Annotated in this window: 18 protein-coding genes; 14 read left to right on the top strand and 4 right to left on the bottom strand. The window is 39.6% G+C overall.

Going from position 1 to position 15,248, the window contains the following annotated elements; genetic code table 11:
- Window positions 1-65 precede the first annotated feature (65 nt).
- The 12 genes from V7K36_RS19495 (at window position 66) to V7K36_RS19550 (ending at window position 8,433) form a co-directional block, all read left to right on the top strand.
- Window positions 66-404 carry a hypothetical protein gene (locus V7K36_RS19495; RefSeq protein WP_335118383.1) on the top strand — a complete coding sequence of 113 codons (339 nt, stop codon included), beginning with the start codon at window positions 66-68 and terminating at the stop codon, window positions 402-404.
- A gap of 227 nt (window positions 405-631) precedes the next feature.
- On the top strand, window positions 632-853 hold the full coding sequence (locus V7K36_RS19500; RefSeq protein WP_335118385.1) for a hypothetical protein: 222 nt from the start codon (window positions 632-634) through the stop codon (window positions 851-853).
- A 65-nt stretch (window positions 854-918) separates the two neighbouring features.
- Window positions 919-1,758: an urease accessory protein UreD gene (locus V7K36_RS19505; protein WP_335118388.1), complete on the top strand. Its 840-nt coding sequence runs from the start codon at window positions 919-921 to the stop codon at window positions 1,756-1,758.
- A 39-nt stretch (window positions 1,759-1,797) separates the two neighbouring features.
- Entirely contained in the window at window positions 1,798-2,100 is a 303-nt protein-coding gene (gene ureA, locus V7K36_RS19510; protein WP_335118390.1) for an urease subunit gamma, read from the top strand.
- Window positions 2,101-2,155: 55 nt separating this feature from the next.
- On the top strand, window positions 2,156-3,349 hold the full coding sequence (locus V7K36_RS19515; RefSeq protein WP_335118392.1) for an AAA family ATPase: 1,194 nt from the start codon (window positions 2,156-2,158) through the stop codon (window positions 3,347-3,349).
- The gene (locus V7K36_RS19520; protein ID WP_335118394.1) at window positions 3,346-4,008 is read left to right on the top strand and encodes a DUF4276 family protein; all 663 of its coding nucleotides are present in this window, start codon (window positions 3,346-3,348) and stop codon (window positions 4,006-4,008) included. Before V7K36_RS19515 ends, V7K36_RS19520 begins: the two co-directional genes overlap by 4 nt.
- A 19-nt stretch (window positions 4,009-4,027) precedes the next feature.
- Complete coding sequence (locus V7K36_RS19525) at window positions 4,028-4,342, top strand: urease subunit beta (protein ID WP_335118396.1); 315 nt, start codon at window positions 4,028-4,030, stop codon at window positions 4,340-4,342.
- 31 nt (window positions 4,343-4,373) lie between these two features.
- On the top strand, window positions 4,374-5,042 hold the full coding sequence (locus V7K36_RS19530; RefSeq protein ID WP_335118398.1) for a Coq4 family protein: 669 nt from the start codon (window positions 4,374-4,376) through the stop codon (window positions 5,040-5,042).
- A 13-nt stretch (window positions 5,043-5,055) separates the two neighbouring features.
- Complete coding sequence (ureC, locus tag V7K36_RS19535; RefSeq protein WP_335118400.1) at window positions 5,056-6,771, top strand: urease subunit alpha; 1,716 nt, start codon at window positions 5,056-5,058, stop codon at window positions 6,769-6,771.
- 3 nt (window positions 6,772-6,774) lie between these two features.
- A complete protein-coding gene (locus tag V7K36_RS19540; RefSeq protein WP_335118402.1) occupies window positions 6,775-7,728 on the top strand; it encodes a transposase in 954 nt (317 codons plus the stop codon).
- A 124-nt stretch (window positions 7,729-7,852) separates the two neighbouring features.
- On the top strand, window positions 7,853-8,068 hold the full coding sequence (locus V7K36_RS19545) for a hypothetical protein (protein ID WP_442948485.1): 216 nt from the start codon (window positions 7,853-7,855) through the stop codon (window positions 8,066-8,068).
- The gene (locus V7K36_RS19550) at window positions 8,062-8,433 is read left to right on the top strand and encodes a type II toxin-antitoxin system VapC family toxin (RefSeq protein ID WP_335118406.1); all 372 of its coding nucleotides are present in this window, start codon (window positions 8,062-8,064) and stop codon (window positions 8,431-8,433) included. The genes V7K36_RS19545 and V7K36_RS19550 overlap by 7 nt, the downstream gene beginning before the upstream one ends.
- Window positions 8,434-8,679: 246 nt before the next feature.
- On the opposite strand, the gene V7K36_RS19555 is transcribed toward V7K36_RS19550, so the two are convergent.
- Together V7K36_RS19555 and V7K36_RS34195 are read right to left on the bottom strand one after the other, a co-directional pair.
- Entirely contained in the window at window positions 8,680-10,164 is a 1,485-nt protein-coding gene (locus V7K36_RS19555) for an NACHT domain-containing protein (RefSeq protein ID WP_442948487.1), read from the bottom strand.
- Window positions 10,053-10,742, bottom strand: coding sequence for an NACHT domain-containing protein (locus V7K36_RS34195; RefSeq protein WP_442948486.1), 690 nt, complete (start codon window positions 10,740-10,742; stop codon window positions 10,053-10,055). The genes V7K36_RS19555 and V7K36_RS34195 overlap by 112 nt, the downstream gene beginning before the upstream one ends.
- Window positions 10,743-11,147: 405 nt before the next feature.
- On the opposite strand from V7K36_RS34195, the gene V7K36_RS19560 reads away from it, so the two are divergent.
- Together V7K36_RS19560 and V7K36_RS19565 are read left to right on the top strand one after the other, a co-directional pair.
- Complete coding sequence (locus V7K36_RS19560) at window positions 11,148-12,293, top strand: hybrid sensor histidine kinase/response regulator (protein WP_335118410.1); 1,146 nt, start codon at window positions 11,148-11,150, stop codon at window positions 12,291-12,293.
- 188 nt (window positions 12,294-12,481) lie between these two features.
- Window positions 12,482-13,864 carry an aldehyde dehydrogenase gene (locus V7K36_RS19565; RefSeq protein WP_335118412.1) on the top strand — a complete coding sequence of 461 codons (1,383 nt, stop codon included), beginning with the start codon at window positions 12,482-12,484 and terminating at the stop codon, window positions 13,862-13,864.
- A 238-nt stretch (window positions 13,865-14,102) separates the two neighbouring features.
- On the opposite strand, the gene V7K36_RS19570 is transcribed toward V7K36_RS19565, so the two are convergent.
- Window positions 14,103-14,708 carry a sulfite oxidase-like oxidoreductase gene (locus tag V7K36_RS19570; RefSeq protein WP_335118414.1) on the bottom strand — a complete coding sequence of 202 codons (606 nt, stop codon included), beginning with the start codon at window positions 14,706-14,708 and terminating at the stop codon, window positions 14,103-14,105.
- Window positions 14,709-14,994: 286 nt separating this feature from the next.
- On the bottom strand, window positions 14,995-15,168 hold the full coding sequence (gene rpmF, locus V7K36_RS19575) for a 50S ribosomal protein L32 (protein ID WP_094328804.1): 174 nt from the start codon (window positions 15,166-15,168) through the stop codon (window positions 14,995-14,997).
- Window positions 15,169-15,248 lie beyond the last annotated feature (80 nt).

The raw sequence follows: 15,248 nt of genomic DNA on the forward strand, positions 1-15,248 counted from the left end.
TAGGGTTTGGGCATATTTACAGCGATCGCGTTTTGCAGGATAACGAAAGGGACTACTTCTAGTTTATGCCCAAACCACCTTGGCGGTTGCTATATTTTTTAGAAAATGTATATTGCACATATTTAGCTTGGTTTCTCATTTACCAGGATGCTTTACTACCAAGTAAGGTTAATATCCTTGATATTGCAGCGGGACCAGGAACAGTTGCTTATGGTTTAGCTTTATTTCTCCAAAGTAGTAGCGGTTTTTTTGATATCCCGGAAATGCACATATCCTACTACTCTTTAGAAAAAGAAGATGCCTTCCAGTTTCGTGGACTTCAGTTTTGGCGACGATATATAGAGTCGCGTATAACCACAGTGAATGCTTATTTCCGCTTTGTTACTACTGATCTTTTTACTTGAAAAACTCAATCGAATAATCTACCCAAAGACTTTTTCGACTTTATCATAATTTCCCACTGTTTCTTTTTAGATCCAGCTAAGAGGCTTGAAGCTAATAATACTTACAAGCAAATATTTGCTACCAGCTTAAAAAATCCAGGTTATATTTTGCTAATTGTGCAAAATAAAAAGTTATTCCAAGTTTACGATGTCACCAAGTTGAAAACCAAGAGCAGGAAAAAAATGTAGTGCATAAATTTCTGGCAGAACTTGGATTGGAGTTAGTCTGGTATAAATATCTAACTTCAACAGGTTTAAGAACATCTTTACCAGGTGCTCAATTTGCTAAGTTTGCTCAAGAAAAATTACCAAAAAAACCGTATATGAGTCTAATACTCCAACAGTATTTTGGTCATAAGTATCAGTCAAACTATGCCTTAGATGATTATGTAATTTTGGCAAAAAAGTAATCATAAATTGCAGGTAAAGCATTAAATAAATATAAGGTATCTGAACTTTAATCTTGAATTTATAAATGACCTGCAACTCACAAATAGCAGAAGGCTGGCATGGCAAACTTAATTTAGTCTATGCCGATCGCCAAGGTGCAACCCAATTAATTTACAATCACCAACAAGCGCCCCTGAAGGTACAACGCCCATTTTATCCAGAAGGGGAAAAAGTTTGTCATAGCGTCATTTTACATACAGCTGGGGGAGTCGTGGGAGGCGATCGCTTATCCTCTAACATCCACCTCCAACCCCAAGCCCAAGCCTTAATCACCACAGCGGCTGCAAGCAAGATATATCGCAGCAATGGCTTACAAGCTAGACAAACCATCCAAATGCAAGTTGATGCTGGTGCTTGTTTAGAATGGTTGCCGCAAGAGACAATTTTATTTAACGGTGCGATTTATCGGCAAGATTTACGGGTAGAATTAGCAACCGGGGCTAGCTTCTTAGGCTGGGAAATTACCCGATTTGGTCGCAGTGCTAGAGGAGAAAAATTCTTGCAGGGAGAATGGCGATCGCACACCGAAATTTGGCAGCAAGATGTTCCTTTATGGATTGATCGGCAATGGTTACGGGGTAGCGAAGACATTTTTCACAGTCCCCACGGCTTGGCTGGAAAACCAATTGTAGGTAGTCTAGTTTGGGTTGGTGGTGCAGTTTCAGCAGAAATCGTCGAAAAAATGCGAAATTTGTGGGATGGGGAGGGAGAAGTGGGTGTTAGCCGATTACAACATGGATTATTGTGTCGATATCGCGGTTCTTCTACATCTGAGGTGAGAAACTGGTTTATTGATGTTTGGCAGTTGCTGCGAGTTTCTTTTTTGAATCGTGGTAATTGTATACCAAGAGTGTGGCAGGTTTGAACGAACCGCAGAGGCGCAGAGAACACAGAGGAGGTAAGAATGCAATTGACGCCGCAGGAAAAAGATAAGCTATTAATTTTTACTGCTGCTTTATTAGCAGAAAGACGTAAAGGAAGGGGTTTGAAACTGAATTATCCCGAAGCGCTCGCTTATATTTCTGCTGCTATTTTAGAAGGAGCGAGAGATGGGCAAACTGTAGCAGAATTAATGAGTTATGGTACAACTTTATTAACGCGGGATGATGTCATGGAAGGGATACCAGAAATGGTGCATGAAGTACAGGTTGAAGCTACTTTTCCTGATGGCACAAAGTTAGTGACAGTGCATAATCCAATTCGTTAATGAAAAAGAACTTAATATAGGAGAAATAGAAGAGAAGGCAAATAGAGGTAACGAGATGCTATCACCATACCGATTAACATCAGTCAAAATCCAAGGTTATCGACCTTTTAGAAATTTAGAAGCACCATTACAACCCCTAGAAATTATTGTTGGCGCTAACGGTGCTGGCAAATCAAGTTTGTTTGAATTTCTCAAATTTTTACGAGACAGTCTTTATCAAGATATACCTCCCGAAATAGTTCCGGGTTCCATTGGTCAAGAGATTTTTCATATTCCAGGTTTAAAAAAGTTTCAATGGAACATAAAAATTGATACAGATCGTCCAGTTGGTATTAGATATTTAGGAGAACTTATGGGGCCTGTAGGTCGTACTCAAATTTCCTACGAGCGCGTAGAGTCCTCAAAACCATTTAGTGACCAATATGCCAATCCTTATATATACATGGATATTAAAGGCAATAGAGGTGTTGTTAAAGAACCTGATAAAAAAAAGTTTACAGAATTAGATATTGAACAAGAAATTGCCTTAAAACGTCCCAATCAATTAGCCCTAAGCTCAATGACAAACCCAGCGTTAGAAGTTCTTTATGAGCTACGGGAATATATTCGAGATTGGAGATTTTATAGTTCTTTCAACATAGCAAATGAGAAAATTCGCAAATCCGTTCCTCTTGAACAAGAGCCTGTTTTACATGAAGATGCTGGCAATTTAAGTTCAATATTACATTACTTAATGACTGAACATAGATCAGCATTTGAAGAACTACAACAACACTTGCGTTCTGTGATTCCTGGTTTTAAAGGTTTGACAGTAAAAGCGCGTGGTGGACCAGGAGAAGTGATAGCTTTTTGGCAGGAATCAGGAATTGATCAAGACCTTAGCCTTGCTGATTTATCAGATGGTATTCTACGCTTAATTTGTTGGATTTGTCTCTGTGTGCAGCCAAATCCACCCTCTTTAATTTGCATCGACGAACCAGACCAAGGCGTTCATCCTCGAACGCTTCCTGTTCTTGCTGCTTTATTTGAAAAAGCTTCTGAACGCACTCAAATTTTATTGGCTACTCATGCTTCTTATTTCTTAACTCAATTTGACATATCTCAAATTGCTGTACTCAGAAAAGAAAATGGGGAAGCAAAGTTTATTAAACCTGGAAATTCTCAAGTTTTAATAGATATGCTTGATGATTTTGGCTCAGATGAAATAGAACAGTTACACCGTAGTGATGAATTAGAGCGACTTCCATGAAAGTTGATATTTATGTAGAAGGCATATCTGACAAATTAGCAATGCAAGCATTATTAGCACCTTTACTTGAAGAAAAATCACAGCAGGGTATTAGCATCGATTTTTTTGCTGTTAAAGGAAATAATAATGATAGAGGGGGGGATGCTAAAAAAGATTTACTCATAAAGATACCAATTAAAGCAGTCGATATTATACGGAATAAGCCAGCTACACTTGTGGTAATCATGCCAGACCTATATCCTAAAAATAAGGGTTTCGCTCATGAAACAGTTCGGGAATTAGAAAGTGGTATTTTCAACAACTTTAATCAAGCATTATATTCTAAAGGAATTGATGATAATCGATTAAGAGAGTGTTTGAAAGTTTTTTGCTTTAAACATGATTTGGAATCATTAATTTTAGCTGCTGAATCCCAATTAAGAAGTGTACTTGGTATTAATGCTTTGCCAATGACATGGATACAACCAGTTGAAGATCAAAACCATAATGTTCCACCTAAAGATATTGTAGAGAGAATGTTTCAAAGATGTGGTAAAAAATACAAAGGTTCTGTAGATGCACCAAGAATATTAGGAAATGCTAACTATCACGATATTGCAGACGAATGTCCTCAAGCTTTCAGACCGTTTGTGGATTTTTTAGAAAATCTTTATCTTTAAAATTAGGAACAATCGATATATGATACCCGGAGAAATTATTACACCAGAAGGTGAAATTGAACTAAATGTTGGTCGTCCAACGGTAAAATTACAAGTGTCAAATACAGGCGATCGGCCCATACAAGTAGGTTCTCACTATCACTTTTATGAAGTTAATACAGCCTTAAACTTTGACAGAGAACAAGCGCAAGGAATGCGCCTCGATATCCCCGCAGGAACCGCAGTTCGCTTTGAACCAGGCGACGAAAAAGAAGTAACTTTAGTCCCCTTAGTTGGTACTCGCCAAGTCTACGGCTTCAACGCTAAAATTAACGGAAACTTGCCACTAATCTAAAATAGAGTCAGACATTCATTGAGGATTTTATATGTTAATAGCAGAACAGCGACGCATCAGCCGTGATTTTAAAACTATATTGAAATCAATGGTGTGTCTGTTTAGAGAACCAACTAATCTAGACTATATTTACAATCTGGAAGATGAGTTGCGTTACACTCAGGCGAGTTTACTAGCTGTTGAGTGGTTAAAAGCTCAACCGGAAGTATTATTGTTGATTCAAGAACGTTATATTGCACCATATCCTAATATCGAAGTATTGCTGCAATATCCTGAAGACTCATTAGGATATGCCTACGCATCTTATATTAAAAAATCTAGTTTTGACCCCGGTTTTTATCGTCAAATACAAGTACAAGACGATGTGAGTTATGTGCTGTTACGCAGCCGTCAAACTCATGATATTTGGCATGTAGTTACAGGTTTTAAGACTGATGGACTGGGAGAACTAGGTCTTAAAGCTTTTGAATTAGCCCAAACCCGCAGAAATTTAGCTGTTTTCTTAGTAGGAGGCGGGTTATTATCCATCCTCGTAAAATCGCCAGATGTTCTCCCTGATTTATTAGAACAGATAGCTGTCGGCTACACAATGGGTTCAAAAGCAAAACCATTATTAGCGCAAAAGTGGGAAGAACATTGGGATAAACCTTTATTAGAATGGAGAGCTGAATTAGGAATTGATTCAGATATTTTAAATTAAGAGGAATGAGATAATGAGTTACAGAATGGATCGCAGCGCCTACGCCGAAACATACGGCCCGACAGTAGGCGATCGCATCCGACTTGCAGACACAGAATTATTTATTGAAGTTGAACAAGACTTCACCACCTACGGCGATGAAGTAAAATTCGGCGGCGGTAAAGTCATCAGAGACGGGATGGGACAATCCCCCATTTCTAACGCCGATGGTGCTGTTGATTTAGTAATTACTAATGCCTTAATTCTCGATTGGTGGGGTATTGTCAAAGCAGATATTGGCATTAAAGATGGCAAGATTTTCAAAATTGGTAAAGCCGGAAATCCTTATATTCAAAATAATGTAGATATTATTATCGGCCCTGGAACTGAAGCCTTAGCAGGGGAAGGGATGATTCTCACTGCTGGCGGTATTGATGCCCATATTCATTTTATTTGTCCTCAGCAGATTGAAGTTGCGATCGCTTCTGGTATTACCACTATGATTGGTGGCGGTACTGGCCCAGCTACAGGTACAAATGCCACTACCTGCACCCCCGGTCCTTGGAACATTTATCGGATGCTGCAAGCTGCTGATGCTTTTCCCGTCAACTTAGGATTTTTGGGTAAAGGTAACGCCAGTCAACCTCAAGCACTTGTAGAACAAGTAGCTGCCGGTGCAATGGGGTTAAAGCTGCATGAAGACTGGGGAACTACACCCGCAGCAATTGATACTTGCCTCAGCGTTGCCGATGAATATGATGTGCAGGTAGCGATTCATACTGATACCCTGAATGAAGCCGGATTTGTTGAAGATACGATCGCTGCTTTTAAGAATCGTACCATCCACACCTACCACACTGAAGGCGCAGGCGGCGGACACGCACCAGATATTATCAAAGTTTGCGGTCAAGCCAATGTTCTGCCATCTTCTACCAACCCCACACGTCCTTACACCCTCAACACCTTAGATGAACACCTGGATATGTTGATGGTATGTCATCACCTCGATCCAGCGATCGCCGAAGATGTGGCCTTTGCCGAATCTCGCATCCGCCGAGAAACCATTGCTGCTGAAGACATTTTGCACGACTTAGGTGCATTTAGCATGATTTCTTCCGATTCCCAGGCAATGGGAAGGGTAGGCGAAGTGATAATTCGCACCTGGCAGACATCTCACAAAATGAAGGTGCAACGAGGAAGTCTTAACCCACAGGGAACAGAGCAAAGAGCAGACAACTTTAGGGCAAAAAGATATGTTGCTAAGTATACTATTAACCCAGCGATCGCTCACGGAATTGCTGAATATGTGGGTTCAGTGGAAGAAGGAAAATTAGCAGATTTATGTTTGTGGCGATCGGCGTTTTTTGGCGTGAAACCAGAGATAGTGATTAAAGGCGGAATGATTGCATGGTCGCAAATGGGCGATGCCAACGCCAGTATTCCCACACCGCAACCAGTGCATATGCGACCGATGTTTGGTAGTTTTGCAGGTGCGCGTCATGCCACATCATTGACTTTTGTTTCTCAAGCAGCTTTAGAGAAAGAAATTCCCAGCCAGCTAGGTTTACAAAAGGCAGCAGTTGCAGTTTCTGGAACACGCCAATTGAGTAAGCGGGATATGAAGCTGAATGATGCATTACCGCACATTGAAGTAGATCCAGAAACATACGAAGTAAGGGCAGATGGTGAGTTGCTGATTTGTGAACCTGCGACAGTTTTACCAATGGCGCAGAGGTACTTTTTGTTTTAATTCATGACCGAGCAACTTACTGATTACGATAGTCCTTGGAAAGAAGTCATTGAGCTATATTTTCCCCGTTTTCTGGAATTCTTTTTCACCCAAGCTTATGCTGAAATCGACTGGACGCGACCTTATGAATTTTTGGACACAGAACTGCAACAGCTAGAACCGGATGCAGAAATTGGGCGGCGTTTGGTTGATAAAGTCGCAAAAGTTTGGCTACTGGATGGAGAGGAAGCTTGGGTATTGGTTCATGTGGAAGTCCAAGGGCAATATGACAGCCAATTTGCCGAACGGATGTACACATATAATTACCGCTTGTTTGACCGCCATAAAAAGCGAGTCATTAGTTTAGCAGTTTTAGCAGATGAACAAGCGAATTCGCGACCTTCCAGCTACAGCTATCAACTGGGGGGATGTCGCGTCAGCTTAGAGTTCCCTGTGGCGAAACTGTTGGACTATGAGCAAGGGTGGGAAACCCTAGAGCAAACTACCAATCCCTTTGGTGTAATTGTGATGGCGCATCTCAAGACCAAAGCAACGCAACGAAACCCAGAAAATCGGCTACAGTGGAAACTAAGCCTAGTCAGACGGCTGTATGAACGGGGATATAGCCGGGAAGATATTCGGGAATTATTTCGGTTTATCGACTGGATAATGGTTTTGCCAAAAGAGTTGGCGCTTAGTTTTAAAACAGAAGTTAGAAGTTACGAGGAGGCAGATAGAATGCGGTACGTAACTAGTATTGAAAGGCTAGCAAAAGAAGAAGGAATTGTCCAAAATGCTAGAGAAAGTGTAATTGCAGTCCTAGAGACGCGATTTGGAGAAGTGCCAACCTCTATTGTAGAAGCTATCAATGGGATAGAAGAACCATCTGTGCTAAAAATGCTTCTCAAAAGTGCGATCGCTATTCCTTCCACAACAGAATTCCAGCAAGTTTTAGATAATCTCAACTCTGGGAAATAAGCGTAGGCATCGAGCGGCTGATTGCCAGATATCGATCTTAAAGATGAGAGTAAAGTTGCCCCATCGATTTTCTGTCTTGAGGTTACGATCAAATAGTAAAACGTTGTATCTGATATACAAAATCATGCTACCTTTTAAGAAAAAAATTGTGACTGATGAAGCCATGTGTCCGGTAGCAGTGTTGATTGATTATCAGGACTGGCAGCAAATTGAGAAGATATTAGAAGCTCATCAATCACAACAAAAACAAGAGTTTAATTTAAACCAGTATGCAGGTGTAATTCAACTAACTCAAGACCCTTTGGAATATCAGCAACAAATTAGGGATGAGTGGTGTTGACACAACCTTTGATTTTGTTAGATACAAATGTAGTTTTGTATTTTTTGGGTGGTCGCTTGGTAAACCCACTACCGTCAGGACAATATTTGATTTCAGTGATTACCGAAATTGAATTGCTCTCTTATCCGAGTCTCAGTTTAGAAGAAGAAACACAAATTATTGATTTTTTAAATAAAATTACAATCATTGGTATTGATAGTAATATTAAAAATTTAACAATTGCATTTCGCAAACAATACAAACTCAGGCTTCCTGACGCAATAATTGTAGCAACTGCAAAATCTCTAAATGCAACATTGTTTACGAATGATGTCAGATTGGCTAATTTAACAGAAATTAACACTCAGTCAGTGCAAATTGTGTAATGGGAGCGATCGCAATTCCTTCAAGAGCAGAATTTCAACAACTCTTAGATAATCTCGCTTCTAGAGAATGAGCGATCACCTGTTTTGTGGTGAGAGTGTGATCACAATTCTTTCCACAGCAGAACTTCAGCAAGTTTTGAATAAGATTACCTCAGAGGAATAAATGCGATCGCTCTGATGCATGAATATAACAAACTGATGTATTAGCATTGCAAGTCGATGCAATAACATTGCAGGAGTTTGTATTTATTGAAGTTGACTATTTTTAAATTCACTTATCGGTAACACTAAAGTATTTTCAATTTCCTGCCTCACCTCACGACTGACATAACAATCACTATTGAGGCAATTTAGCAATAAATTGTTAGCTTCATAATAATATGATAACAATTGATGTTGATAATCGTTTAATTCCAAGTTGTAACAAATTTTTCTATATTTAATTGCTAAATTTCTTAATTTTATTTCGCATTCAGGAGGCAGATTATCTTTGCCATCTTCCCAATTGGTTTGAGTTTCTAATTGAATAACTTGTTCTTGTAAATCTTGAAGTGCTTTTCGTAATTCAGGTTGAATATAAATATTTAATTCCAAAATCCAAGTTAATGCTTCGTGGCGATTTGAGTTAGAAGTTTCAATTATATCAGTAAGCCAATGATCCAAGAAAAGCTCTTCTTCAAGTTCCATGCTACTAAGATTGAAACCAAGAGCAGAGGCAAGATTGTAGTTTAAGGAATCGAGTACATAATCAGAACCAAAGAAAAGAAGATGTTCAAAGTAAAAAGACCTAATTGTTGATAAACTTAACCTAGATTTTATGGATAAGGATTTTTCATAGATTTTCACCAAAAAAGCCTGTAAATACTCATCATTAGAGATAATTACATCAATTTTATCCTTCATCAATAGTACTAAATCATCAGCTTTCCTCATCATGCCTACAGTAAGTAAAAATACCTCTTGCCAGCGTCTCTCTGTGATATGTTTTACCAAACTATTCCAGGCAGAGTTAGCAACAATTTCCCTAGCAGAAAAATACTCTTGAAACGTTAGGTGAGAAAAGGAATAAATGCCCTTTGCTCGTTCAACTACTAGACCATGCTGAGCTTCAATAGACTTCAAAATTATTTCACTATCTAGTTCTAATTCTTTGGGTTCAGTATGAGCATCGCGCAAGTTGTAAATGAAGGTAGCAATATAAGTCTCAACCGTTTTTTGTTTAAAAAAGTAGTCCTTCTGCTCAAAGGTAGTCAGGGCAATTTGACTCAATAAATCTACCTTGCGGTGCAACGACAGATTTTTATAAACTTGATCGCGCTCAATATTGCGTTTGGTATCCCATTTTTTTAGCAATATATCTAGACCTTCCTTATAAAGCTCAGAACGATTTGCTGGAAAATCTGCACTTTCCCCGAATACCAAACAAAGCAGAGTCAATAATAATGGACTGCTAGCCAGTTCTTTAATTGGTTCGTTATCCTCAAGTTTGTGCATAAATCTTTCAGCTTTTACTGGATCGCTTAACCGGAACCAATTTTGAGCAAAAATAGCAATTTGCTCCTCGTCAAAATCTGCTACTTCTACCTCTGTGAACCTTTCAAAGGTGTATTCTTTAGCAGCTATCCGACAGGTAATGACAAACTGATTGTTATGAAACTGCTCGGAAATATCTCTAATTTGCCGTAAGACACGCTTTGTATCTTCCTCTCGGACTTCATCCAAGCCATCCAATAAAACCAATCCTTACCCTGTCTCAAAAGCTGGTCTGTTTTAACGCTGGCATCTTGTACTCCACAAAGTGTCAACTTTTGAGCAATATATTCCCACACATCTGGCTGTTTGGGCGTTTCTGCAAAATCTTTAAGGGTGATAAATAAGGGAAATCGATTTGTCAAATACCGCCCTTCAATACATTGCATCGCCAGATACTTCAAAAATGTACTCTTTCCTGCGCCTGGTTTACCCAAAACCATCAGTTTGTTATGTCGCTGTACTGCTTCCAGTCCTGGTACTCCCTTCTCTTTAACCTTGTTAAGTCCAAACCGCTCAAAGTCATCTGGGTCAGAGTCTTGCAGCAGTTCAGAGATATCTAGCCGCCTGCGTCCGGTGATTTTTTCCAAAATGTTGACATTGGTATACATACCCCGTTCACCCGTTAACTCTATTGGCTGGGGCATATCCAGCACCCGCATAGTTCCACACTTTTCTTTGACGCTGGGTTTCACCTTTTCGCGGATTTCTTGAACCAGGGCATTAACGTCATCCTGTGCAATATCAGCAGTTGAGCTACCCGAAGGCTTCTGCTGCAAATATCGCTTTTGGAGATACTATCCTACATACGGGAAAGCTCACTCTACTATAAGAAGTATGTTCCCCTAAGAAATTTAGAAGGAACTTTTACTCTACAGCGATCACCTATGCAATTCTATCTCCAGTTCCCTACTTGATCCGCTACATTAAATGCTACCTATGTATTACTACCATCTACTGTATCTTGATATAAAGTTTTACCAGCAATAATTCAATTAGTGAGTTATTATTTGGCAAAAAACACAGCCCATCTGAACTTAGCAGGAAATTCCACAGTCCCTAAATACCAAATTACTAGTAAATAATTCTTGCGTGGAAGGTCAACTAAAGAAATTGAGAGACAAATTGATACAAATAAAGCTAATCTGACAAAAATTTACTTTTACCCCGTACCTTGCATCTATATGACTTCACAATCTTCTCGTTCTGACAAAATTCTGGTTGTTGATGACTCTCCTGATAACGTGTTTTTGATCAAAACTATTTTGGAGGAAGAAGGTTACACGATTAGCACCGCAGAAAATGGGATTTCGGCTTTGGCAGAATTGAAAGCTTCTCCTTGTGACTTGGTTCTGCTGGATCTGATGATGCCAGGTATGGATGGGTACGAAGTCACCAAGCACATTCGTGGAGAGATGAAATTGCCGCAATACATCCCCATATTGCTGATAACTGCCCATGATGCGCCCAACGTCGCCCACGGATTAGACTTGGGTGCTGATGATTTTATCCGCAAACCTGTAACAGTAGATGAATTGCTGGCACGAGTGCGATCGCTCCTGCGCTTGAAGAATAGTATGGATGAACGTGATGAAATTGCCCGCCAGCGAGAAGATTTTGTCTCCCGCCTCACTCACGACTTACGCACTCCCTTGGTAGCCGCCGATCGCATGTTGATGCTATTTCAGCAAGGAGCGTTGGGAACATTATCAGCACAGATGCAGGAAGTAATCGCCATCATGGCCCGTAGCAATATCAACCTGCTTTCTATGGTCAATACCTTATTGGAAGTTTATCGCTTTGAAGCAGGTCGCAAAACTTTGGCATTTCAACCGGTTAATTTGGACAGATTGCTAGAGGAAGTGACTGGAGAATTAGCACCCCTAGCTCAAGAAAAAGCACTGTCGATTAATCTAGATAAAACTTCGGAGTCAAGCACAAACACAGTGATGGGCGATCGCTTAGAATTGCATCGTCTATTCACTAATCTTATCGGGAATGCGATCAAATTTACCGATTTTGGGTCTGTGACTATTCGTTTGACTTCTCAAAGCCAGTTCGACAAAAGTAGCCAATCTTACTTCTCTGAAAGACCCAATTCTGTTGACTACATTAGAATTGAAATAGTGGATACAGGCCCAGGTATTCCTCCTGAAGAACAAGCCACTATATTTGAACGATTTCGCCAAGGCAGTCACAAGAGTTCTGGTAGTGGCTTAGGACTGTACCTTGCTCGTCGAATTGTCGAGGCACATCAAGGCATTATTCTGCTTAATTCAGATTTGGGCAAAGGTAGTGTATTTCTTGTACTTTTACCCACCAAAACATGAGATAATTAGCAATTATGAATTATCGAATTTCTTACCGTGATAATTCATAATTTATAACTTTACTATTCTCTACCAAGAATTTAAAGTAAATATTCCAATTAGAAAATCAAACACTAAAATCTGACGAATAAAATATGCTGATATACCAGTGCTAGCATTAAATAAATAATTTTTTATGGGACAAAACAATGATCACTACTGAATTATCTAACGTTGGCGATATTATCCAGAATCAGCGTGAATTTTTTAAAACTGGCAAAACTAAAGATGTCACTTTTCGCATTGAACAACTCAAAACTCTTAAGCAAGCAATCATTGAGCATGAACAGTCAATAGTCGAGGCATTACAAGAGGATTTACATAAACCAGAATTGGAGACTTACATTACAGAAATCGGCGTAATTAAGGAAATTGATTACGCCATAAAACATATCAATACCTGGAGTAAGCCCAAAAAAGCAGCCGTTTCCTTTGATTTTTTTTCCTACTCAGCGAGAATTTATCCAGAACCGTTAGGGGTTGTCTTAATTATTGGGCCTTGGAACTATCCATTTAACTTAATTATCTCACCGTTAATAGGTGCGATCGCAGCCGGGAATTGTGCAATTATCAAACCTTCAGAAATTGCTTCTCATACCTCCGGTATCATCGCTGAAATTATTGCCAAACATTTTGACCCCGCTTATATTGCAGTGGTTGAAGGAGACGTGGAAGCAAGTCAAAAACTACTTGCAGAAAAGTTTGACCATATCTTTTTTACTGGTGGCACAGCCGTCGGCAAAATCATCATGGCAGCAGCAGCAAAATATCTCACACCAGTTACTTTAGAATTGGGTGGTAAAAGTCCTTGTATCGTAGATACTGACATTAATCTTGAACACACTATCAGACGAGTTACTTGGGGCAAATTTATTAATGCTGGACAAACTTGTATTGCCCCTGACTATCTTTTAGTTGATAAAAAAATCAAAAAAGATTTAATAGATGGTCTGGGAAAATGCCTAAAAGAATTTTATGGCGATAATCCAGCAAACAGTCATGATTATGCCAGAATTATCAGTCAAAAACAGTTTGATCGGTTGGTGAACTTTCTCAAAGATGGTGAAGTTATCATTGGTGGAAAAACTGAACCTTCAGAGCGTTATATTGCCCCCACAGTTATTGATAATGTCTCTTTGGAAGATTCTGTAATGCAGGAAGAAATTTTTGGACCCATTCTACCGATAATTGAATATACTGACATTGCAGAAGCGATCGCCTTGATTAACTCTAGACCCAAACCTTTGGCGTTATACTTATTTTCTCAAAACAAAAACCTGCAAAAGCGAGTTTTGCAGGAAACTTCCTCTGGTGGAGTCTGTATCAACGATACAGTGATGCAGTTTGGTGTCTCGTCTTTACCATTTGGTGGAGTGGGAGATAGCGGTATTGGCAACTATCATGGCAAAGCTAGTTTTGACACATTTTCCCATAATAAAAGTGTATTGCAAAACTCTTTATGGCTGGATTTAAAATGGCGATACGCTCCTTATGAGGGCAAATTACCACTCATAAAGAAACTTTTGGGTTAAAAAAGTGAGGAGTTAGGAGTTAGGAGTTATGAGTGAAAAATAAAAATCTATAACTTCTCACTTTGTCCATTTTAGATTTTGAATTTTGGATTGAAGGAAAAATTTAAAATTTAAAATCGTTCGACTGACTTGTACTGAGCCAAGGCGCAAGTGTCACGCCGAAGTCTAAAATCCAAAATTGAATAACTCCTAACTCCTCTACAGACGCGATTAATCGCGTCTCCTATATTCCTAACTATTAAAACCCAAAAGCGTTGCTGTAACGCTCCTCAGCCCAAGGTTCACCACGGCGGTGGTAGCCATTGCGCTCCCAAAAACCAAGTTCTTCACCAGCTAAAAACTCTAAACCATTAATCCACTTAGCACTTTTCCAAGCGTAGAGGTGGGGTACAATTAGCCGCATCGGGCCACCGTGTTCAGATGGAAGGGCTTCACCAAAGACTTTAAAGGCAAAGAAGTTATCTTCCCGCATAAAATCTTCTATAGAAATATTGGTAGTGTAGCCACCATAGCAGTGTTCCATAATGTGGGCTACTTTGGGGTCTAGCTCAATCAGACCCATGAAATCTGTCACTTTAATGCCAGTCCATTTGACATCCAGTTTAGACCAGCGCGTTACACAGTGGAAGTCTGCTGTGAATTCATGTTGAGGCAGCGCCATAAAGTCTGACCAACTAAAGGTAGCAGGTTTTGCCAAACCCCAAACTCGAAACTCCCATCCCTCAGCGCTAACTTCGGGAGTTGCACCATAAGTTAATACGGGGAAACCTTTAGCTAAATGTTGACCAGGAGGGACGCGATCGCTCTCTTCCTTCCCTGGCTTCTGAAAAAATTTTCCTAGCATAGTTGGAGAAAAATAAGTTTTCTCAAGATATTTACAAGCTTTTTTGTAAATACTCTTTATATGATTACTTGATCATTATTCATAAATGATCGGTAATGGGTAATGGATGTTCCCAATTACTCACTACCAATTTTTCTCGATTTAATGAGCTTGTGTAGAGTATTTATTATTCATAATCCAATCAGGAAAGCTAATAAAAAGCGTTTATCCAGTGGTAATAGTCTTGATTGGTTATTTTTGCCAATCCAATCTATCGGTGCTGTTCATGCTTTTCCTGACTGGGAAATTATGATTCTTCTTCCTCTTCTTCAGCAGCTGGATAGACAAATGTAGAACGTCCAGTCAAAATTGACTTGCCCAAAGAGAGAGCTTTCTGAGCTTCGACTACGGCTTTATGCCTCCAGGTAGCTCGACGTTTATCTCGTTTTGATTTGGAAGTTTTCTTCTTAGGAACAGCCATGTCAGCAGATCGCGATTCTTCACAACCTTCATATTCTAGTCCATCTACTGACGCGAAGGACAACTGTTGAGTAAGGAATA

It is taken from the genome of Nostoc sp., from assembly GCF_036919555.1.
Taxonomy (GTDB): domain Bacteria; phylum Cyanobacteriota; class Cyanobacteriia; order Cyanobacteriales; family Nostocaceae; genus Nostoc.

Bases quoted from the DNA above. Each gene is read 5' to 3' on its own strand.
- rpmF (WP_094328804.1), bottom strand. From the start codon at position 15,168: ATGGCTGTTCCTAAGAAGAAAACTTCCAAATCAAAACGAGATAAACGT.
- ureA (WP_335118390.1), top strand. From the start codon at position 1,798: ATGCAATTGACGCCGCAGGAAAAAGATAAGCTATTAATTTTTACTGCT.
- V7K36_RS19565 (WP_335118412.1), top strand. From the start codon at position 12,482: ATGATCACTACTGAATTATCTAACGTTGGCGATATTATCCAGAATCAG.
- V7K36_RS19525 (WP_335118396.1), top strand. From the start codon at position 4,028: ATGATACCCGGAGAAATTATTACACCAGAAGGTGAAATTGAACTAAAT.
- V7K36_RS19545 (WP_442948485.1), top strand. From the start codon at position 7,853: ATGCTACCTTTTAAGAAAAAAATTGTGACTGATGAAGCCATGTGTCCG.
- V7K36_RS19505 (WP_335118388.1), top strand. From the start codon at position 919: ATGACCTGCAACTCACAAATAGCAGAAGGCTGGCATGGCAAACTTAAT.
- ureC (WP_335118400.1), top strand. From the start codon at position 5,056: ATGAGTTACAGAATGGATCGCAGCGCCTACGCCGAAACATACGGCCCG.
- V7K36_RS19530 (WP_335118398.1), top strand. From the start codon at position 4,374: ATGTTAATAGCAGAACAGCGACGCATCAGCCGTGATTTTAAAACTATA.
- V7K36_RS19560 (WP_335118410.1), top strand. From the start codon at position 11,148: ATGACTTCACAATCTTCTCGTTCTGACAAAATTCTGGTTGTTGATGAC.
- V7K36_RS19540 (WP_335118402.1), top strand. From the start codon at position 6,775: ATGACCGAGCAACTTACTGATTACGATAGTCCTTGGAAAGAAGTCATT.
- V7K36_RS19570 (WP_335118414.1), bottom strand. From the start codon at position 14,708: ATGCTAGGAAAATTTTTTCAGAAGCCAGGGAAGGAAGAGAGCGATCGC.
- V7K36_RS19495 (WP_335118383.1), top strand. From the start codon at position 66: ATGCCCAAACCACCTTGGCGGTTGCTATATTTTTTAGAAAATGTATAT.
- V7K36_RS19520 (WP_335118394.1), top strand. From the start codon at position 3,346: ATGAAAGTTGATATTTATGTAGAAGGCATATCTGACAAATTAGCAATG.
- V7K36_RS19515 (WP_335118392.1), top strand. From the start codon at position 2,156: ATGCTATCACCATACCGATTAACATCAGTCAAAATCCAAGGTTATCGA.